We start from the raw sequence: 21069 nt of genomic DNA on the forward strand, positions 1-21069 counted from the left end.
CCAATTTCGTCATTCATCGAATGAGGTACCCGTGATGAAATCCAGGCGACGCGGCAACCCTCGCCCGCGGGAAACAAACCGCGCGCCATCGTTAAACGTGAAGAACAAGTCGGTTCCCCTGCTTTCAATTGTGATCGTCCCGTGGCTAACCTGCGAGTGACAACTCGAGCACAGTGGAATGAGGTTATCCATGTTGGTCGAGCCACCATGCTCCCATTCTCGGATGTGGTGGATCTCAATAAACCGGCGATGCGAGCACCCAGGCATGGCACATTGATATCCCCATGTTGCGAGCAACGCCTGCACCTGGCCGTCAGTGGCGAACCGCTGTGCACGGCCGACGTTGATGGTCAGCCCATGTTTGTCAATCAAGTGCAACCGCACCACCGCGTTGGCAAGGTAGCTTCGCACATCCTCTGACCGTGCGGCACGGTTTTCGGGCATCCAACAGCCCCCGCCCTGATTCACCATGAGATTGACCTGCACACCGGGGCTACGAAGCGGACTAATCGGGTGAGCCCGCACCATATCCACCATGGCCAGCAACGCTGCGTAAACGTCCTGTTTCTCCGGAGGCCCGTAGCGCGAAACCGTCTTCGCGATGTCTTCGGCGGTGATCTTTGTCCGTTTCCGTGGTTCGCGATCCTGCTCAGAGGCGACAGCATCCTTGGCGTTGGTGGCGTCGTCGATAAGCAGTTGCACCTTTTCAGGATCGTTGAGATCCTCCGGATCGACGTCCTCCAGACCAAAACTGGCCAACTGCGCCATTTTCAGCGCGGTCAGAAGTTTCTGCCCAGCCACGGCGGGAAGACGGGCCTCGAACGCAAGCATGCCATCGTCGCACTCTCTGGCCCGGGCGAAAGGTTCGGTCGGCTCATCGCCTTTCGGCCCGGCACCGGCGAGCACAAGTTTCAGGTCCGAAAACGCCAGAGACAACGCAAGAGCGACAAGCTCCTCTTCGTTTTGCTCGTCTAGAAACTGCAGGAGAAAACGAACCGTCGAATACGGCATCACCCCAGACTCAAACGCCTCGAATAACCGGCGATACCTGCGCAGGCCCCGGGCAACCCTCACATACTCAAAGGCCGTCGGTTCGGGCAGGTTGAGTTCCCTACGCAACCACGTCGCGGTCGACTTCTCCCCATACTGCGACGCGAGATCCTGCTCATCGAACTGCCCGACTGCTTCAAGCATCCGCGCACGATGGTGATTGGCCGAAAGGTGGTTGACCTTAATCCGGTCTTCGAGCACCTCTGCCGACAAATCATTCGTTCGATCAGCCACCCACTGGCTCACTGCAACTGTCATGTTCACACCCCTTGTTTACAAACATTGACACCTTTATATATCGAATAGGTGTGCGATTCAATAGTTTTCCTCAAATCTACCCAAAGAGGCCATTCCCCCACCTTGGCTGCGCAGCTTTTTCACTATGCCGCTGCATAGTTTGGAGCAGACGGCGGTTCTTTGTTCGAAAAACTATGCCGCTGCATAGTCGACACATTCGTCGCCACGATGTGTCACCATGACATCTGTGAAGATCATCCAAACGTTAATCTCGGTAGCGCTCGCATCCGCGACCACGCTCACTGCGCTCACTGCCTGTTCCGGTGCAGAAGATATCGCCGCCGATGCTCCCGAGACCAAACTGACACCGACTGAGGTCGCCGAATTATGTCAGAACGCCGCCAGAAACGCGTCCACCGCCGACGGCGTTGCCTACGACGCCCTAACGGTCTATGCACACGAAGCGCCCACTGACGCAATCACAGGACAGACGTTCGACAGCGAGATCTCCGGTTTTCTCAGCAATGACGAATACATCGGTGAATTCACATTCCGTTGCACGATCGACGGCTCCGACGCCCAAGTGAGCAATTTTTATTTCCCTCCCGAGAACTTTCTCGCCCCGCAATCGGAATCCAGCCCCACAAGGCAAGCACAGCGACAGCACGCACAGCCGCAGCAACCACAGGCACAGGCCGTGGACCCGCAACGCATCGACCCACGAAACAACGGCGCGGGAGTAACCGGCAGGGACGACAACCTGGGCATTTACTATCACAACAAACAAGACTGGCTGTTTCTCGAGGCTCCGGGCAAGGTTGTACCTGGCGCGAAGATTTACAACGTGAACAAAAGCTACTGCTCTACTGGTTTTATCGCGTCGCGGGAAAACCGCACATTCATCGTTACTGCCGGGCACTGCGGCGATGTGGGTGACCAGTTCTACGTCAATGACCAATACGGCGGGTCACTGGTTGTGGGCGAGATGGTCGAATCCTTCTACGAGCGCGACAACACGGGCTTTATCGGCACCGACATCGGACTGATTGAGATTTACGACGATGCCAAGCCGTACGTGGATTCCGCACTGCCCGTAAATTCCCGATTGAAGGGCTGGATCACCCCAGCACAAGCGGGGCAAGGCAACATGACCATTTGCCGTCTCGGTGCCACCACTGGCTACTCCTGCGGCAAATTCGTCGAGGTAGATAGGGCCGGCCAATTCGTGTTTCGCAACATCGCTGACAGAGGCGATTCCGGAGGCGCGATCTTCGCGTTCGACGGCACGGACGCATGGGCACTAGGGGTGACGTCGAACGGCAGCGACTACAACAAGACGCTCACCAGCGGCATGGAAATCGCCGGCGCAATGCAGCACTGGGGCCTCACGCTTCACGGCTAGCCCCTAAAAACACTATGCCGCTGCATAGTGGTCCGGGTCAGGATCCACTATGCAGCGGCATAGTCCGTCAGCGCCTAATTCTTGCGAACGGTGGCGGTCACACCGTCGACAACATCATGGCCTTCGACTGGTTCGGTGACCACATCGAAGGAGGTTGCCAACGTTTCAGCGGCGATGTGCTCTGCGTGACGACGAGCCCACTCCTCCTTCTCAGCCGGCACCGCAAGCACAACCGCAATGCGATCGGAGACCTCAAGGCCCTCACGCTTGCGCGCATCCTGCAGGCCACGGATGACATCGGCGGCCCAGCCTTCAGCCTCGAGTTCCTCAGTGACGTTGGTGTCCAGGACGACGAGGCCGACGGCGGCGTCGGCGTCGACACGCGCAGTGCTCTCCGGGTTCTCGGCGACGAGACGCTCGGTGTAGAGCTCCGGAGTCAGCACGATGTCTCCGTCGACCACCACGTCGTCGCCACGACGCTCATAGTTGCCAGCCTTGACGTTCTTGATCGCGCGCTGGACATCCTTGCCCAGCTTCGGACCAGCAACCTTCGCATTAACGACGACCTCGAACGAACCAGCCGAGTCCACATCCGCGGTGAGCTCAACGTCCTTGACGTTCACCTCGTCGCGGATGGTGGAGCGGAACGGCTCAAGTAGATCAGCCTCTGGCAGAGCAACAGTGAGCTTCGGCAGTGGCAGACGGTTACGCAGCTTGTTCGCCTTGCGTACCGACGACGCCGCCGAGCACACCGCACGTGTCGCATCCATCGCAGCAACCAGATCAGCATCCGCCGGCAGATTATCCGCCTTCGGGAAGTCCGTCAGGTGCACCGAACGGCCACCAGTCAGCCCACGCCAGATCACCTCAGAGATGTACGGCAGCAACGGCGCGACGGTACGGGTCACTACTTCGAGCACCGTGTAAAGCGTGTTGAACGCCTCCGGGTGCGCCTCCTGGCCCTCCCAGAAACGATCACGGGAGCGACGCACGTACCAGTTGGTCAGGGTGTCCGCGAAGCGACGCACCTCATCGCAAGCATCGGCGATGCGCGTGTCGTCGAGAGCCTCGCCCACGGCCTCCACCAAGTCGTGGGTCTTGGCCAGGATGTAACGGTCGAGCACGTTGTCGGAATCCACCGACCACTGAGCGTCCTCAGAGGAGTACAGCTGCAGGAAGGTGTACGCGTTCCAGATCGGCAGCAGCGCCTGGCGCACGCCCTCGCGGATGCCCTGCTCAGTGACGATCAGGTTGCCACCACGCAGGATCGGCGAAGACATCAGGAACCAACGCATCGCGTCGGAACCGTCGCGGTCGAAAACCTCGTTGACGTTCGGGTAGTTGCCCTTGGACTTGGACATCTTCTGGCCGTCGGAACCAAGCACGATGCCGTGGGCGACGACCTTCTTGTACGCCACACGGTCGAACAGCGCGGTGGACAGGACGTGCTGGACGTAGAACCAGCCACGGGTCTGGCCCGAGTACTCGACGATGAAGTCAGCCGGCTGGCGAGCGTCGTGCTCCTCGCGGTTCTCAAACGGGTAGTGGTACTGCGCAAACGGCATAGAGCCGGATTCGAACCAGCAGTCGAGCACGTCCGGCACGCGGCGCATCATGGACTTACCGGTCGGGTCGTCCGGGTTCGGACGCACCAGTTCATCAATGTGCGGACGGTGCAGCGACTTGGGGCGCTCACCGAAGTCACGCTCGAGCTCATCGAGGGAACCGTAGACATCCACGCGCGGGTACTCCGGGTTATCGGATACCCACGCCGGCACCGGGGAGCCCCAGTAGCGGGTACGCGAAATGTTCCAATCGCGAGCGCCTTCGAGCCACTTGCCAAACTGGCCATCGCGGATGTGCGACGGGATCCAGTCGATCTCCTGGTTGAGCTCGACCATGCGGTCGCGGATGTCCGTGACCTTCACAAACCAAGCCGGCAGCGCCATGTAGATCAGTGGCTCGCCGGAGCGCCAGGAGTGCGGGTAAGAGTGGACGATGGTCTGGTCACGCACGACACGGCCCTTGGCGCGCAGGTCGCGGATGATGTCGCGGTTCGCGTCGAAGACCAACTTGCCTTCGTAGTCCGGAACCAGCGAGGTGAACTTGCCGTCGGCGTCGACGGGGATGACCAAATCGATGCCGTAGTCCTGGCAGGTGAACATATCGTCTTCACCGAAGGCGGGCGCCTGGTGGACGACACCGGTGCCGTCCTCGGTGGTGACGTAGTCCGCGTTAAGCACCATGAACGCGTTCTCGTGGTCGCGGAAGTAGTCAAAGACCGGCTCGTACTCCAGGCCCTCGAGCTGGGCGCCGGTGAACGTGGAGATGACCTCGTACTCGCCGAGTTCCTTCGCGTATGCGCCGAGCAGGTTCGTCGCCAAGAGCAATGGCGTATCGACGACACCCTCATCCCCCGGCTTCACCAACGAGTACTCAACCTCCGGGTGAACCGCCAACGCCAAGTTCGACGGCAGCGTCCACGGCGTAGTGGTCCAGGCGATCGCAGCCGCATCGTGCAGTTCAGGGTGCTCAGCCCACGTCTTCTCCGCAGCGTAGCCGGCGCGGCCGCCGGTGAACGGCATGGTGACGGTGACGGTAGGGTCCTGGCGGTCGCGGTAGGAATCGTCGAGACGCGTCTCCTGGTTGGACAACGGCGTGTGCTCTGCCCAGGAGTACGGCAGCACACGGAAGCCCTGGTAGATCAAGCCCTTGTCGTAGAGCTCCTTGAACGCCCACATGACAGATTCCATGTACTCCGGGTCCATGGTCTTGTAGCCGTTCTCAAAATCGACCCAACGAGCCTGGCGGGTGACGTACTCTTCCCACTCGCCGGCATAGTGCATGACGGACTTGGCGCAGTACTCGTTGAATTTCTCCAGACCCATGTCATGGATCTGGGCTTTGTCAGTGATGCCGAGCTGCTTTTCTGCCTCAAGCTCCGCAGGCAGACCGTGGCAGTCCCAGCCGAACACACGCGGCACATGGAAGCCGGTCATCGTGCGGTAGCGCGGAACGATGTCCTTGACGTAGCCCGTCAGCAGGTGGCCGTAGTGCGGCAGACCGTTAGCAAACGGCGGGCCGTCATTGAACACGTATTCTTCGCAACCTTCACGCTGCTCAAGCGATGCCTGGAACGTTTCATCCTTGTTCCAGTAGTCGAGCACAGCGCGTTCCATCTCGGGAAACTTGTCGCTGCCTCCGGTCATATCGACCTTAGGGTAGACGTTGCCAACCATGACACTCCTCCACACACAATCTGCAGGGACGCATGTGCTGCGCGGTACCACCCTGCTTGGGGCGAAAGCCCCCACTTCATTTGTGGTGAAGGAAGTGACGTCTTCCCATTTAACGTCCGGTTCTAATAAGCGTAATGCCGTTCTTCCGGAATGCTCCCCGGTGATAGCCGGATCAAAGCGTTACGCCCGGAAGTGTAGCACTCCCGGGCGTTGAGGTTTTACTTCTCGTTCGGCGCCGTAGTTGAGCGGGCCTCGAGTTCCTCGAGCTGGGACTCAAGCAGCGTCTTCAGGCGAGTACGGTACTCGCGCTCGAAGGTGCGCAGCTCCGCAATGCGATTCTCCAGCGCAGTCTGCTGCTGCTTCACCGTGTTCATAATCTCGGTGTGCTTGCGCTCTGCATCTGCCTTGAGCTTGTTGGCCTTCTCCTCCGCTTGGCGGATCTGGGCCTCGGCGCGGGAAGCGGCCTCGCCAGTGGTCTCCTCGGCCTTCTTCTGGGCCTCGGCGACGAGCTGCTTGGCGCGAGTCTCCGCCTCCTGCAGCTGAGACTGGGAGCGGGTCTGAGCGTCCTGCAGTTGCTTCTTGGACTTCGCCTCAGCCTCGGCCACCTCACGCTCTGCAGCGCTGCGTGCGTCTGCCAGCATGGAGGTTGCCTCTGCCTGGGCATCGCTGGTCAGACGGTCTGCCATCTCCTGTGCAAGGCCGAGCACCTTGGCAGCCTGGATGTGCGAATCCTGCGAAGGCTCTGCCTTCTGCGGGGCGGTGTTGACCGCCTTGGACACGCCTTCAGCCGGACGCTTCGCAGCCTGTGCGCGAGCTTCCTCAGCCTGCTTGCGGGCTGCTGCCGCATCTTCCTTGGCAGCCTTAGCCTCAGCCTCAGCCTTGTCCTTGGCTTCCTTCGCGGAACGCAGCTGCGCCTCGTAGTCAGCGCGGATCTTCTGCTCCACCTCGCGGCGGATTGCAGCCTCGTCTGCGGAAGAACCGGCTGCTGCCGGTGCCGCTACGCCAGCGCCACCCTCTTCGAGTCGTGCGCGGAGCTCTTCGTTTTCATCCTGGAGCTGTGCAAGCGCGTCTTCAACCAGGTCGAGGAACTGATCAACTTCGTCCTCGTTGTAGCCCCGCTTGCCAATCGGGGGCTTGCTGAAAGCGACATTGTGCACGTCAGCTGGCGTCAACGGCATTTGCGTTCCCTTCATGTTCTTGTAACGGACCCGCGTCTGCGGGTCGCGAATGCGCCCCACGTTACGGGAACGTACTTAATTTGTCTGCTGAATTGTAACTGTTTCGTCTACACAACGCACATGACAGCGCGCTAATGCAGTGCCGGAACGATCATCGTCGCCCGGATAACCATCTGGAGCAGGGAAAGTGCCAGGAAAAGCACGATCACGCTCACATCGAGCCCTACTCCCCCGTTCAACCTCAACGGGGGGATGAGCTTGCGTAATGCAAACACTGGAGGGTCGGTAATTTTGAACAGTGGTTCCGCCACCATGATGAACCAGTGGGGCGGGTCGAAGTGCTTCGAAAATGCCTGAATCATCTCAATGATGATGCGCACGACGACAATCAGCGAGTAGATGCCGATGACGGCGTAAAGAATTGCTCCGATAAGTGCCACGCGTTCACACCCTACAGGTTGTCTAGCGCAGGCCCGCGGAGCGCTTCAGCGCTTCCTTGTCCACATTGCCGTGCTCCGGGACGATCGCGAACAGACGCTTGCGGGTCTCCTCGCCACGGGACAGGTTGTGCATGCTGCCACGCAAGCCAAAGCATAGGCCGGCGGCGAAGTCGACGATGCGCTTTGCATCGGCGGTGTCCAGATCGGTGAGGTCCATCACCACGGCGTCGCCATCGCGGAACGGCTCGCCGATCTCCTTGGCATCGTTGTAATTACGCGGAGACACGTTGACGATGCGCGGGGTCGGACGGTAGCTGGCGCGTGTCGACGACACCTCGCGGTGGTCACGCTCATAACGCGACGGACGCTCAGCACGGTCGTACGCGCCAGCGCCAGCAGTCGAGGAAGTTTCGGAGTAGCGCGAATCCTCAAAGTAGGCGTCGTCCTCGTTGTTCTCGATCGGACCGAGGCCGAAGAATTCTTTTGCGCTGCCAAAGAAGGACATAGTGGGGCTCCTTGGGGGTGGTTTTGCGATGAAGGTCAGCCTACGGGGCGGGGTCCAAGCAGCGCTGTTCCGACACGCACGAGATCGGATCCGCACGCGATTGCTGTCTCAAAGTCCCCGCTCATACCGGCCGACAAGATGAGGTCGCGGCCGAGGTGGGCGGAGGTGTCGTCGACAAGCGCACGTGCCCTGCGGAACACCGTCTCGGGGTCGGAGTTCAACGGGGGCACGACCATGAACCCGTCGAGGCGAAGATGCTCGGAATTTTCGACCGCCTCGATGATTTCCGGCACGTCGTCGTAGGAGGCGCCGCCACGGGCGGTATCGCCGTCGTCGGAAAGCTGGATCAGGCACGGCAGGGTGTCCGTGGTGCGGTCGCCGCGCTCGAGGGCAAGCGCCATGCCACGGTCAAGGCCGTGGGCGAGTTTGACCGAGTCGAGCGAGTGGACCTGAGCCGCCCAACGCGCGACGGCGTTAGCTTTCTTGGACTGGATCTGGCCGATCATGGCGATCTGACACCGCCCATCCAGAGCTTCAGCCTTCGCGCGAGCCTCCTGCTCGCGGTTCTCACCGACGAGGGTGATGCCTGCCTCGGCGAGTTCAATAATGCGCTCAACGGGGTGGAATTTGGTCACGGGCAAGAGTTGCACGCTGCCTTCCGGGCGGCCGGCGGCGCGCTCGGCGTCGTGAATCTGCTGGGTTACTTTTTCGAGGTTATGCATCTGGCATCCAAATCACGCCGGCCTGACGTCCGGTGACGCCCTCGCGGCGATGAGAGAAGAAATCGGTATCGGTGATGGTATCGCGCGGATCTGCGTCGATGTGGGTCACGCCCATGCTCATCAGTTGGCGCACAAGCCCGGCACGGACGTCGATGCCCGCGGTCCCCTGCTTGGTGGTTGTGCGCGAGCCGGGCAAATGCTTTTCGACGTCCGCAGCCATCTCGGCAGGCACCTCATAGGACTCACCTGCCGCCGCCGGCCCGAGCAGCACCTGGATACGCTCCGGGGCTGCGCCAAGCGCCACCATCTCCTCGACGGTGCGGCGCACAATGCCGTTGCGAGCTCCCATACGGCCCGCGTGGGCTGCGGCGATCACACCTGCGCTGTGGTCGGACAGCAGCACGGGGGTGCAGTCCGCAACCAGCACGCACAGCGCGAGGTTTTTCTTGCGAGTCACGATCGCGTCAGTGGTCGCAACCGGCTCATCCGCAGGCCCGTCGACCACGGTGACGGTGTTGGTGTGGAGTTGTTCCATCCACACGAAACGCTCGGCGGGAAGGCCCAAGATGTCGGCGAGACGCTGACGGTTCGCGGCGACGTCGGCTGGGTCGTCGCCAACATGCGTTCCCAGGTTGAACGCATCGTACGGAGAACGCGAAACCCCGCCAGCACGGGAAGTAAACACCATGCGGACGGGGCGGTTGGAAAGATCTGGCATGCCAGCCAGTCTAACTAGCGCATGAAATCAGGCACATCCAAATCGTCGAAGCCGCCGCCGAACTCCTCGTCGCGGCGCGGACGGGAGTCCTCACGGTCCGTAAACAGGCCACGGTTTGGCTCGTAGCGGTGACGAGCCTGGTAGCTCTCCGACGGCTGCTCGGCGCGGGTCTCGGTCCGGGTCTCAGTGCGTGGCTCGGCCGGCTTCTCCGGCTGGGACTCGAGCTCCTCGGCTGGAGCGATGACGCTTGCCTGCGGGGCGTCCTCGGCAGGACGAGCGTTGGCCTTCTCGTCGAAGCCAGTGGCGATGATGGTCACGCGGACCTCGTCGCCCAGGTTGTCGTCGATAATCGTGCCGAAGATGATGTTGGCATCGTCGTCGGCCTTCTCCTCCACGATGGAAGCAGCGTTGTTAACTTCCATCAGGCCGAGGTCGGAGCCACCGGCGACGGAGATGAGCACGCCCTTGGCACCCTCCATGGTGGTCTCCAGCAGCGGGGAGTTGATGGCCTGCTCAGTTGCGGTCATCACACGGTTCTCGCCGCGCGCAGAGCCGACGCCCATGAGCGCGGAGCCAGCGTCAGCCATAACGGAGCGCACGTCCGCAAAGTCGACGTTGATCATGCCCGGGATGGTGATCAGATTGGTAATACCCTGAACACCGTTGTAGAGCACCTCGTCAGCCGCGCGGAACGCTTCCATCATGGAGAGCTCCGCGTCTCCCAGCTGCAGGAGGCGGTCGTTCGGGATCACGATGACGGTGTCGCAAACTTCCTTCAGGTTCTCAATGCCAGCCAGCGCCTGGCGGGTACGGCGCTTGCCCTCGAAGGTGAACGGGCGGGTCACAACACCAATGGTCAGTGCGCCCATCTTCTTTGCAATACCTGCGACGACCGGGGCCGCACCAGTACCGGTGCCGCCGCCTTCGCCTGCGGTAACGAAGACCATGTCGGAGCCCTTCAGGGACTCCTCAATCTCCTGCTTGTGGTCCTCGGCGGAAGTGCGGCCAACCTCGGGGTTCGCGCCTGCACCCAGCCCACGGGTGGCTTCTCGACCAATGTCGAGCTTGGTGTCGGCATCGGTAAACAGCAGCGCCTGCGAGTCAGTGTTGATGGCGACGAATTCGACGCCCTTCAACCCCTCCTCAATCATTCGGTTCACAGCGTTGACGCCGCCCCCGCCGACACCGACGACGCGGATCATGGCGAGGTAGTTGGCGGGAGAAGTCATAGCGTAAGTCTCGCCTTTCAAAACTCGGGTGTTCAGTTGCGTCCCATCATGTTTGAAAGCGAAGCATTTTTTGTGTTCTCCCCCGGCGTGTCACAACCCTAAACCTGTACTTTAGGGTTGTGACCTGGGGTTTTAGCGCGAGGTCACCAACTCGGGGTTAGAAATATTGAACTCGTGGCCTTCCAACTGGAGCACGGTTTCGAGCGCCAGCGCCTTATTCGCATTGTCGGTTGCAGCTCCCCACTGGACTACGCGGTCGTCGTCAAGCACGAGCGTGTAGGTGTAGTCACCGTTGGCTTTGAGCGCGCGGACGCGAGGCCGGGCAACATCACTAATCGACGACGCCACCTCCACCGCCTGCGCAAACCGCTCCTGGGCCACCCCCTGGATCTCCACAGCGCCTGCGGGCGGCGCCGCAACGATGAAATCGCGGCCCTCCCGGTCGATCAGGTGCGGCTGGCCATCAATGTCCACCCACGCCACCGGATCATGCTCTGTGATCTCCACACTGACACCGTTCGGCCACGCGCGCGACACTGTTGCGGAATCCACCCAGGGGTTTGCGGCAACATTCTCGGCGGCTCGGCGCGGCTTCACCTTGCCTATCGGCGTGCCGTAATCAATCCCGGTGAGGTTGCGTACTTCCTCCTCGGGCAGGTTCACGGACCCCTCGACGGCAATATCGTTCACGCTCATCAGCGGCGTGAACGGCACGGCCGCGCACACAGCCACAACAATGGCCACCGTTGCTGCGATCGCACCGTACGGGATCTTCCGGTGCTTCGGCTGCTCCTCGGTTGAGTCAGGCATGGGAACTTTTGTGGACATTACTTACCCGCCAACGCATCCAGGATCTCGTCTGCCAGCATGGTCACACTGCCCGCCCCCATCGTGAGCACCAAGTCACCCGGCTCGGTCACGGACGCAACGGTTGCAGGAGCAGCAGAGAAGTCCGGTTCAAGGTGCACCGGGATGGTCATTTCGTCGCTAATAATGCGCGAGGTCACACCCTCAACCGGGGTTTCACGGGCACCGTAGATATCTAACAGCACGCACTCGTCTGCCAGCGACAATGCCTTAGCAAACTCGCTGGAGAACTCCTGGGTGCGCGAGTACAGGTGTGGCTGGAAGCACACGACCACACGCGCACCGTTGCCTTCTGCTTCCACCTTGTCGCGGGCCGCGGTAAGCACCGCCTCCACCTCGGTCGGGTGGTGGGCGTAGTCGTCGTACACGCGAGTCTCGCCGACGCTGCCTTTGTACTCGAAACGACGGCGCACGCCCGTGAACTCGCTGAGCCCCTGGGCGAGCTTCTCCGGATTCGCGCCGACGAGTACCCCACCGAGCAGCGCTGCTGCCGAGTTGAGCACCATGTGGCGGCCCGGGATAGCCATGCTGTAGGTGACCTCGCCGGAGACATCAGGCGTGCGCAAACGCACACCGACTGCGGTGTGCTCGCCTTCCTGGCGCTCTTCGGTAATCACCGCCGCTGCCGGCACGCTCGGGTGGCGCTTTGCGGCTTCTTCAGTGCCGTATCCGTAAACCGTCAGACCACGCTCGATTGCGCGCTCACCGCAAGCTGCGGCGTGTTCGTCATCTAGGCACACCACGATGTTCTTCGCAATGTCCGCAAAATCATCGAACACCTTGAAATACGCCTCACGCGTGCCGTAGAAGTCCAGGTGATCCGGCTCAATGTTCGTAATCACGGCGACATCTGGGGAGTAACGCAACAGCGACGCGTCCGACTCGTCGGCCTCCGCGACAAAAACCTCGCCCTGGCCGTGATGAGCGTTCGTGCCAGCACGGTTGAGTTGCCCGCCGATCGCGAACGACGGGTCTTTCCCTGCTGCTTGCAACGCCACGACCGCCATCGACGTCGTCGAAGTCTTGCCGTGCGTGCCAGCGAGCAACAGCTGAGTACGGCCCTCCATCAACTCGGCCAGCAGGTCCGAGCGGCGCAGCAGCGGAACACCCTCCCGCTTGGCGCGGACGAGTTCGGGGTTGTCCTGCGGGATAGCAGCAAAGCTCGTCACCACCGCGGTGGGCAGCTCGCCTGAGAGCTGCAGGTTGGCCTCGTCGTGGCCAAGCGCCACCTTCGCGCCCTTGGCCTTCAGCGCCCGAACCGGACGGGAGTCCTTCGCGTCAGAGCCAGTCACGGTTGCGCCTCGGTCCAACAAGATATGCGCCACGCCCGACATGCCGGCACCGCCGATGCCAATGAGGTGCACACGTGAGAGATCCGTCATCAGTTTTCCTTTCCAGCCGCATCAGCAATGCGGCGCGCGAGGTCCTCGGCAACATTGCCGGCACCGGATTGAGCAATTGCGCGACGCATCTCGGCACGCGCATCGTCGTTATTGAGCAAAGGCAGCAGCTTCTCGACGAGTACGTCGCCGTTGAGCTCGGCGTCGTCGATACGCAATGCCGCCCCTGTGGCAACCAAATGTGCCGAGTTCAACCCCTGCTCGCCATTGCCATGCGGCAACGGGATGTAGATCGCCGGCACACCAGCCGCAGAGTTCTCCGCAACCGTCATCGCCCCCGAGCGGCACACCACCACATCTGCGACCGCATAGGCCGCCTCCATGTCGTCGATGTACGGCACTGCCGCATAACCCTCGTGGGGTGCAGGGGCATCATTTTTGCGCCCATAGGCGTGCAACACCTGGTGTCCCGCGGCGGTAATGCGCTCAACCGCATCGGCGAGCGCCGTGTTGATGCTCACCGCCCCCTGCGAACCACCGGTAACCAGGACGGTCGTCTTCTCCGGATCAAGGCCCCACGTGCGTAGGCCACGCTCACGCTTTGCCCCATCCGGGTCGACCCCGACACCGGGACGCACCGGAATGCCGACGACGTCGCCGGCCATCCCCGAGTTCGCCACCGCATTCAGGCCAACGCCGCCGAGCTTGACCCCAAGCTTGTTTGCCATCCCCGCAAGCGCGTTTGTTTCCAGCGCGAAAAACGGCAGCCGCAGCGACTTCGCCGCCAAGTATGCCGGCGCCGACACATACCCGCCGGTACCGAGCACCACCTGAGCACCCGAAGATCTCATCGCTTGTTTCGCCTGATTGACCGAACGCAGCAGCTTCGCCGGCACCGCAGCCAACTTCCACGGCTTCTTGCGCGGAATGGGCACCGGATCAATCAACGCCAACTGAAAACCGCGGGCGGGAACAATCGTGGTTTCCAAACCACGCTCCGTGCCCAACGCGACAACATTGGCACCGAACTGATCACGCAACACCTCCCCCACGGCGAGCGCCGGCTCAATATGGCCTGCGGTGCCGCCGCCTGCCAAGACGACGTTGAGTTCACTCATGTAATCCTCCTGCTATCTACGCACGCGGCGCGGCCCACCAGTGGCTTGACGCACCGGCGCCGTCGGGCGGTGATTGCGCTGTACCTGCTCACGTGGGTGCTCGCGAGGCTGGCGTTGCTGTGTGATCGGACGGGGCTCCTGGACGCCAAGCATGCGGTCGAACACTGGGCGGCCGTAGTTCTGCATCGCGGAAATCGCATCCGGCTCGTGGCGAGCCACGTTTGCCAACACACCCATCGCACCCAGGGTGATCACCGCCGAGGTACCGCCGGCAGAGAGCATCGGCAGCTGAATGCCGGTTACCGGCAGCAGACCGATGACGTAGCCGATGTTGACAAACGCCTGCGAAACAACCGCTGCCGTCAGCGCCGCCGCCATCAGCGTCTGGTACTGCGACTGCGCACGCCGAGCGGTACGGAAACCGAAAAAGCCGAGCAAGGCGAACAGGGAAATAACCAAGGTGCCGCCCCACAGGCCGAGCTCTTCGCCGATGATCGCGAAAATAAAGTCGTTGCGTGCCTCAGGCAGGTAGAACCACTTCGCGCGGGACTGGCCAAGACCGACACCGAAAATGTGACCGTCTGCGAGCGACAAAAAGCCTTGGTGGGACTGGAACGCAATACCTTGCGTGTCATCGAAGTGGCCGCGCAGTGCGTCGAAGTACACGTGGAAACGCGCGGAGCGGAAACCTCCGGACAAGAACGCCACAATCAGTGAGAACGCGCCACCAATTCCCAGGTAAACGATTGCCTTCTTTGGCACACCCGCGAAGATCAGGATGAAGGCGACCACAACCGCGAACGACAAAGCCATACCCATGTCGCCCTGTGCGGCAATCAACGCGACACAGATTGCAGCCACGATAAAGAACGCGAGGAAACCGTTGTTGGCCTGGAACAAACGTTGCGGATTTCTGTGTTCGAGCACCTTCGCGCCCCACATCGCGATAGCCACACGGGCCACCTCCGATGGCTGCAGGCGCAGCGGGCCCAGCACAATCCACGACTGGGAACCTACCTCTTCGCGGCCGGTGCCCAAGGGCGTGAGCACCAAGATCAGCAAAATAACGGAAGCGGCCATCAGGACAGCGGAGAAGCTGCGCAGCCGCTCAGGCGGCGTTTTCAGCGCCACCCAAAACGCGATCAGGCCACCGATGACCATGACGGTTTGACGGATGGCCACGCCCCAGACGCTCTCGGAATCTGCGAACGACGTCGCCATTGACGACGACATCACCATCACCACACCAAGACCTGCAAGCACCAGGACAATGCTGCGGATCATGGTGTAGTCGATGAGCGGCCGGGAATCCAGAAACTCCTCGAATTTGCGCACCTTAAGTGCCAATTTTGAGGTTGGCTCGGTCGATCGCGGGGCACGCCGCGTTGTCCCCTGTTGCACCGCCATGCAGCTGCCCTTTCATTCGAGAAGTCTCAACGTGAAGTTGAGCTTACTTGTTATCCGGGCTCCAGTGTCGCATCGCTGCCGCTGCGAAGGCGTCGCCACGCGCTGACATGCCCGAAAACATATCCAAGCTCGCAGCCGCCGGCGCCAACAGCACCGTATCGCCCGGCTGCGCCTGGGTCGCCGCCCACGCAACAACCTCATCCATGGCTTGTTCCGAATCCGTGGAGTCGGAGACAAACACCGGAACGTCCGGGGCGGCCGCGTTGACCGACGCGCGGATGAGCTCACGATCCACACCGAGCAGAGCAACGGCGCGGAACTGATCAGCGTGTGCTTTGACGACACCGTCGACGGCAGCGCCTTTGAGCTGTCCTCCCGCGACCCACACCACCGTGCCCGCACCGGTGAGCGCAGAATCCGCCGCGTGCGGGTTCGTGGCCTTGGAGTTATCCACCCAATCCACACCGCCGCCGGAGTGCACCACCGCCCCACGGTGACCGGCCACGCGGTACTTCTCCAGTGCCCGCTGGATGTGATGCGGCTTGGCCCCCTGGGTCAACGCCACCGCAGCGGCCGCGAGTGCGTCAAGCAGACCGGCGGCTCCGGCGGGCTCGATGCCGTCGGCACTTGCAACGTCGATAGTTTCGCCGCCGAGTTTGGCCACGATCCTGCCGCCCGAAACACCGACCTGGTTGTCGCCAGGCTCTTGAAGTGTGAACCCGATGATGTCGTCGCGACCAGTCTGCTCAGCTAAACGCTGCACCTCCGTATCGTCGATACCTGCAACCGCATGCGTTGCTTGCAATACCTTCGCCTTCGACGCGGCGTATTCCGCAAACGAGCCGTGCCAGTCAATGTGGTCTTCAGCCAGGTTCAGCAGCACGCCAGCATCCGGCACGAGCTCGGAGGACCAGTGCAGCTGGAAGCTGGACAGTTCGGCAACGAGGACATCGACGTGTTCGTCGAGAAGCAGCACCTCTCCGACCGCGGTGCCGATGTTGCCGCAGGCACGTGCGATACGGCCGGAGTCGGCGCCGACTTCGGTCATCATCGCCGCCAGCATGCCCGTAGTCGTGGTTTTGCCGTTGGTGCCCGTGACGACGAGCCACGTCCTCGGTGCGCCAAACACGCCGGCGCGGTCAAGGCGGAAGCACAGTTCAACATCGCCGATGACGTCGATGCCGGCGGCGGTGGCGTCGACAAGCAATGGCGTATCAGGTCGCCACCCGGGCGAGGTGACCACAAGGCCAGTGTCAGCGAAGCGCTCGCGCGCTTCAGCGCTGGAACACACCGCGAAGCCTTTTGCGGTAGCGGCTGCGCGCCCATCCGGGTTGTCGTCGACAACCGTGAAATTCGCACCCGCCTTCGTCAGCAAGTGCGCTGCGCCGAGGCCAGAAACACCAGCACCGGCGACTAAAACATGATCTGGCAGCGTCACAGGCCCGCTCCGTTCAACGAGAGCCACTCACCATAAAACGCGGCGAGGCCAAGCATGACCGACATCCCGGAGATGATCCAGAAACGCACCACTACGGCAGTCTCTGGCCAGCCGCCGTTTTCAAAGTGGTGGTGGAACGGCGCCATGCGGAACACTCGCTTGCCGGTGGTCTTGAAGGACGCAACCTGAATCACCACGGAGGCGGCCTCCAGGACGAACAACGCGCCGATGACAACCATCAGCAACTCGGTGCGCGAAGCAACCGACAGGCCCGCAACAAGGCCACCGAGTGCCAGCGAGCCAGTATCCCCCATAAAGATCTTCGCGGGTGCGGCGTTCCACCACAGGAAACCCACGCAGGCACCAAAACCGGCCGCCGCGAGGATAGCCAGGTCCAACGGGTCGCGCACCGAGTAACAGCCAGCGGTCGCGACAGCGTCACAAGAGTTACGGAACTGCCAGAACGTAATGCCCGAGTAGGCAGCCATCACAAGTGCCGTCGTACCAGCGGCCAACCCGTCGAGACCGTCAGTCAGGTTCACTGCATTCGACCACGCGGCGAGCAGGATGTAGATGAACACCAGGAAGATGATGGTGCCCACCACACCCCCGCCGATGGCGAGGTTGATCGTGTCGATGTCGCGCACGAACGACAAGAACGTCGAGCCAGGTGTCAGACCGTTCTCGTCCGGGAACTGCAAGATAAGCAGCCCGAAGGCGATCGAAATGGCAAACTGCGCCACAAGCTTCGCCGTCTTATTGAGGCCAAGGTTGCGGTGCATGAACAACTTAATGCCATCATCGGCAAAACCTACGAGGCCGAGCGACAGCGTAAGCCCCAGCACGATCAGGCCCGAGGCAGTAAACGCCGTGTGGCCCGTAGCCAACGCTGAGAGACTGCCGCCGACGTAGCCAAGCGCGATTGCTAACAAAATAGCGATGCCGCCCATTGTTGGCGTGCCACGCTTGCGGGCGTGCGACTTCGGGCCGTCCTCGCGGATCTCCTGCCCCATCTCGCGGCGATGGAAATATCTAATGAGCAGCGGGGTCACAAAAATCGAGACCAGGAAACTAAGAATCCCGGCGCAAATGACTTGAACCATGAAGTGTTACCTCGCTGCTGTTTCGTTATTCATGTTGAACTATCTAAGCGTATGCCCTTGCAGTAGCGCCTCGGCCACTGCCCACAGTCGCGCAACGTTTGATGCTTTTACCAGCACGACATCGCGGTCGGTGCGCGACTGCCAGTCGTCGATACCCGCTGGCGGCATAGCCAACAGTTCGCGCACTACCTCGCTGGCTTCGGCAGCATCGGCGACGCTGCTGGTGCGGATGCCGAATTGCTCAGCACGCTCGGCCAGCGCTTCCATCGACGCATTATTCCCGACAGTGATGAGGTCGGTGACGCTGTAGCGCGCCAACTCATCGGCAAGCGCCGCGTGCTCGTGTTCCGCACCGGCGCCAAGTTCGCCCATCTCCCCCAGCACCGCAACGGAGCGCACACCTGGGCGCGCCGCGGCGGTGTAACCCAACGCGGCAATGGCAGCCCGCATCGATTCAGGGTTGGCGTTGTAGGCATCGTTGATCACGGTCACGCCATCGGCGCGGGTGTTGACGTCCATGCGGTTGACCGACACGGAATGTGCATCAGACAACGCCTGCGCGACAGTTGCGGCATCCATGCCCGATTCAATGCCGACTGCAGCTGCAGCCAGCGCATTGCCCACCTGGTGCGCACCGAACACGTTGAGGGTTACGCGCTGCGGATCGCTCTTCGGGGTGTGCATGATAAACGACGCACGCGCCACCGCATCCAGTTCCACATCGGTGGCGTAGTAATCCGCTGCCGTATTGCCGTTGGCGGAAAAGCGCACCACGTGTGCCTTCGTCCGCGGAGCCATCGCGTTGACCAGGTCGTCGTCGGCGTTGAGCACCGCGATGCCATCGGCAGGCAGCGCCTCAACGAGTTCGCCCTTGGCCTGCGCGATGTTCTCGCGGGAGCCGAACTCCCCCAGGTGCGCCGAGCCCACGTTAAGCACCACACCGATCTGCGGTGGTGCAATCGTGGCCAAGTGCGCAATGTGGCCGATACCGCGCGCCGACATCTCCGCGACGAGGAACTTCGTCTCCTCCGTGCAGCGCAGCACCGTGTACGGGTGGCCGATCTCGTTATTAAACGACCCCGGAGGCGCCACCGTCTCGCCCGCGCGCTGCAGCACCGCCGCGATCAGGTCCTTCGTCGAGGTCTTGCCGGCAGAACCAGTCACGCCGATGATCTGCAACCCGTGGTTCTCCGTCAGTTCGCGGGCCACATAGGTGGCCAACTTTGACATCCCATCCACAACGCCTGCTGCGGAGCCAGTTGGATCGTTGACCGCCAGGTCCGAGTTGTCGTCGGCACTGGGCGGTCGCTTCTCGACGACCACAGCCGGCCGACCGACCTCCCTCGTGGTCAACGACGCCGTGGCACCCGCCGCAGCCGCCTTACCCACAAAATCGTGGCCATCCACGTTCGCACCCGGGAACGCAACGAATAGCCCGCCGGGGCCAATCTTGCGGGAATCAAACTCCACAAACCCGGTCACCGAGTTGTCCGGATCAGCCTCCGGGCTCAAGTGTCCTCCGGTGATCTCCGCGATCTGGCGAAGCGTCAGTGCAATCATGCGTTCCTCTTCTCTCGGCGGGCGCGAAGTGCGCGCCGCATCTCTTCGCGGTCATCAAAATGGTGCTTGGTGTCGCCGATGATCTGTCCAACCTCGTGGCCTTTACCCACGACAATGATGGCATCGCCGGGCTTTGCCCACTCGACGAGCGCGTCGATCGCCCTCGCGCGGGAGCCTGCCTCGATGATATCGTATGCCGTTTTTGCGTCGCGTGCGCCTTGCAGCACCGCTGCGCGGATCGCTGCCGGGTCTTCGGTGCGCGGGTTGTCATCAGTCACCACAACAAAGTCTGCGCCCTTCGCTGCTTCCGCTCCCATGAGCGGGCGTTTCGAGGAATCTCTGTCACCACCAGCGCCGATCGCCACACCAATCCGGCCATCGACCTGTCCACGCAGCGTCTGAAGCACTGCTGCGACAGCGGCCGGCTTGTGGGCGTAATCCACAACAGCGACAAAATCCTGGCCTTCATCAATTCGCTCCATGCGCCCCGGCACCGCCGCCTGCTCTAGGCCTGCGACAAACGCTGCTACATCGACACCAACCTGTGCCGCGAGCGTGGTGGCAAGGGCGGCATTGGCGACGTTAAACGCACCCGGCATCGGCAGAGCAAACTCCACCTGACGCTCTGGAGTGTGAAGTCGAATGTGCTGGGTTCCGGTGTCGTCGATACGCAATAGCTCCGCAGTGACATCTGCATGCTCACCGCGGGTTGCCACCGTCACCGGGTGCTCCGCGCGCGCGGCCATCTTCTGACCCCAAGAATCGTCGACACAGATCACGCTGCGCTTCGCGTGGAGGTCGCTCGACGGGTCAAAGAACAAGGCTTTCGCCTCGAAGTAGTCCTCCATCGTCGGGTGGAAATCAAGGTGATCCTGCGACAGATTGGTAAAACCAGCGACGTCGAACTGGGCACCCGTCACGCGCCCAAGCATGAGCGCGTGGGAGGAAACCTCCATCACCACATGCGTAACGCCCTCGTCGCGCATACGGGCAAACAGTGCCTGCAACGTCGGCGCCTCAGGCGTAGTCAACTCGGTGGCCACATCGCGGCCCATGATCTTCGTGCCCGTCGTACCAATCAGGCCGACCTTGCAACCAGCCTGTGTCAGTCCACGCTCCAGCATGTACGTCGTGGTGGTCTTGCCCGACGTCCCAGTCACGCCCAGCAGCGTGAAGTCCTTCGACGGATGCCCGTACACCTCCGCGGCAACATGGCCAAGAATCGCGCGCACATTATCGACGACCAACACCGGCCGGCGATCCGACGTCTGCTGGATGATCGCAAGACCTTCTTCGTCAGTCAGAACCGCACCTGCGGCCGAATCGAACGCGTACGACGCGCCATGCACCCGCGTGCCAGGCAGCGCAGCAAACAAGCCACCGGGCTCCACGTTTTGGGAATCAAGACCAATAAACGACACCTCAAACGGTGCCTGCGGCGCATTGACGATGCGTGCCCCCGCAATCTCAGCGAGGGATGTCAGCGTGGGCGCTGAGGACATGATAATTCCTTCCT

General features: G+C 61.7%; 17 protein-coding genes. 1 reads left to right on the top strand and 16 read right to left on the bottom strand.

The window, feature by feature from the left end; all coding sequences use genetic code 11:
- Positions 1-9 precede the first annotated feature (9 nt).
- Positions 10-1308, bottom strand: a complete 1299-nt coding sequence (locus tag HMPREF2656_RS08460; RefSeq protein ID WP_070816323.1) for an HNH endonuclease signature motif containing protein — start codon at positions 1306-1308, stop codon at positions 10-12.
- A gap of 217 nt (positions 1309-1525) precedes the next feature.
- Between HMPREF2656_RS08460 and HMPREF2656_RS08465 the strand changes: the two genes are divergently transcribed.
- Positions 1526-2689 carry a S1 family peptidase gene (locus HMPREF2656_RS08465; protein ID WP_070816324.1) on the top strand — a complete coding sequence of 388 codons (1164 nt, stop codon included), beginning with the start codon at positions 1526-1528 and terminating at the stop codon, positions 2687-2689.
- 74 nt (positions 2690-2763) lie between these two features.
- On the opposite strand, the gene ileS is transcribed toward HMPREF2656_RS08465, so the two are convergent.
- The 15 genes from ileS to HMPREF2656_RS08540 all read right to left on the bottom strand — a co-directional run bounded on the left by ileS (position 2764) and on the right by HMPREF2656_RS08540 (position 21055).
- Positions 2764-5928 carry an isoleucine--tRNA ligase gene (gene ileS / locus HMPREF2656_RS08470; protein WP_070816325.1) on the bottom strand — a complete coding sequence of 1055 codons (3165 nt, stop codon included), beginning with the start codon at positions 5926-5928 and terminating at the stop codon, positions 2764-2766.
- A gap of 218 nt (positions 5929-6146) precedes the next feature.
- On the bottom strand, positions 6147-7106 hold the full coding sequence (locus HMPREF2656_RS08475; protein ID WP_070570081.1) for a DivIVA domain-containing protein: 960 nt from the start codon (positions 7104-7106) through the stop codon (positions 6147-6149).
- Between the two features lie 131 nt (positions 7107-7237).
- Entirely contained in the window at positions 7238-7546 is a 309-nt protein-coding gene (locus tag HMPREF2656_RS08480) for a YggT family protein (RefSeq protein WP_070422201.1), read from the bottom strand.
- Between the two features lie 22 nt (positions 7547-7568).
- Entirely contained in the window at positions 7569-8051 is a 483-nt protein-coding gene (locus HMPREF2656_RS08485; RefSeq protein ID WP_070422200.1) for a cell division protein SepF, read from the bottom strand.
- Positions 8052-8086: 35 nt separating this feature from the next.
- A complete protein-coding gene (locus HMPREF2656_RS08490) occupies positions 8087-8773 on the bottom strand; it encodes a YggS family pyridoxal phosphate-dependent enzyme (protein WP_070614584.1) in 687 nt (228 codons plus the stop codon).
- Positions 8766-9491: a peptidoglycan editing factor PgeF gene (gene pgeF / locus HMPREF2656_RS08495; RefSeq protein ID WP_070614585.1), complete on the bottom strand. Its 726-nt coding sequence runs from the start codon at positions 9489-9491 to the stop codon at positions 8766-8768. Before pgeF ends, HMPREF2656_RS08490 begins: the two co-directional genes overlap by 8 nt.
- 14 nt (positions 9492-9505) lie before the next feature.
- The gene (gene ftsZ, locus HMPREF2656_RS08500) at positions 9506-10720 is read right to left on the bottom strand and encodes a cell division protein FtsZ (RefSeq protein ID WP_070570089.1); all 1215 of its coding nucleotides are present in this window, start codon (positions 10718-10720) and stop codon (positions 9506-9508) included.
- Positions 10721-10852: 132 nt separating this feature from the next.
- Positions 10853-11530, bottom strand: coding sequence for a cell division protein FtsQ/DivIB (locus HMPREF2656_RS08505; RefSeq protein WP_070422196.1), 678 nt, complete (start codon positions 11528-11530; stop codon positions 10853-10855).
- A 17-nt stretch (positions 11531-11547) separates the two neighbouring features.
- Positions 11548-12969 carry a UDP-N-acetylmuramate--L-alanine ligase gene (gene murC, locus HMPREF2656_RS08510; RefSeq protein ID WP_070614586.1) on the bottom strand — a complete coding sequence of 474 codons (1422 nt, stop codon included), beginning with the start codon at positions 12967-12969 and terminating at the stop codon, positions 11548-11550.
- Positions 12969-14045, bottom strand: a complete 1077-nt coding sequence (locus HMPREF2656_RS08515; protein ID WP_070816326.1) for a UDP-N-acetylglucosamine--N-acetylmuramyl-(pentapeptide) pyrophosphoryl-undecaprenol N-acetylglucosamine transferase — start codon at positions 14043-14045, stop codon at positions 12969-12971. Before HMPREF2656_RS08515 ends, murC begins: the two co-directional genes overlap by 1 nt.
- 12 nt (positions 14046-14057) lie before the next feature.
- Positions 14058-15452: an FtsW/RodA/SpoVE family cell cycle protein gene (locus HMPREF2656_RS08520; RefSeq protein WP_070422193.1), complete on the bottom strand. Its 1395-nt coding sequence runs from the start codon at positions 15450-15452 to the stop codon at positions 14058-14060.
- Positions 15453-15495: 43 nt separating this feature from the next.
- Positions 15496-16890 (bottom strand): UDP-N-acetylmuramoyl-L-alanine--D-glutamate ligase, encoded by a 1395-nt coding sequence (murD, locus tag HMPREF2656_RS08525; RefSeq protein WP_246825138.1) that lies wholly within the window; start codon positions 16888-16890, stop codon positions 15496-15498.
- A complete protein-coding gene (mraY, locus tag HMPREF2656_RS08530; protein ID WP_070816328.1) occupies positions 16887-17993 on the bottom strand; it encodes a phospho-N-acetylmuramoyl-pentapeptide-transferase in 1107 nt (368 codons plus the stop codon). The genes murD and mraY overlap by 4 nt, the downstream gene beginning before the upstream one ends.
- 39 nt (positions 17994-18032) lie before the next feature.
- Positions 18033-19553, bottom strand: coding sequence for a UDP-N-acetylmuramoyl-tripeptide--D-alanyl-D-alanine ligase (gene murF / locus HMPREF2656_RS08535; protein ID WP_070816329.1), 1521 nt, complete (start codon positions 19551-19553; stop codon positions 18033-18035).
- Positions 19550-21055 (bottom strand): UDP-N-acetylmuramoyl-L-alanyl-D-glutamate--2,6-diaminopimelate ligase, encoded by a 1506-nt coding sequence (locus HMPREF2656_RS08540; protein ID WP_070816330.1) that lies wholly within the window; start codon positions 21053-21055, stop codon positions 19550-19552. The genes murF and HMPREF2656_RS08540 overlap by 4 nt, the downstream gene beginning before the upstream one ends.
- Positions 21056-21069 lie beyond the last annotated feature (14 nt).

This window comes from Corynebacterium sp. HMSC034B08, assembly GCF_001835805.1.
In the GTDB taxonomy this organism is placed as follows: domain Bacteria; phylum Actinomycetota; class Actinomycetes; order Mycobacteriales; family Mycobacteriaceae; genus Corynebacterium; species Corynebacterium coyleae.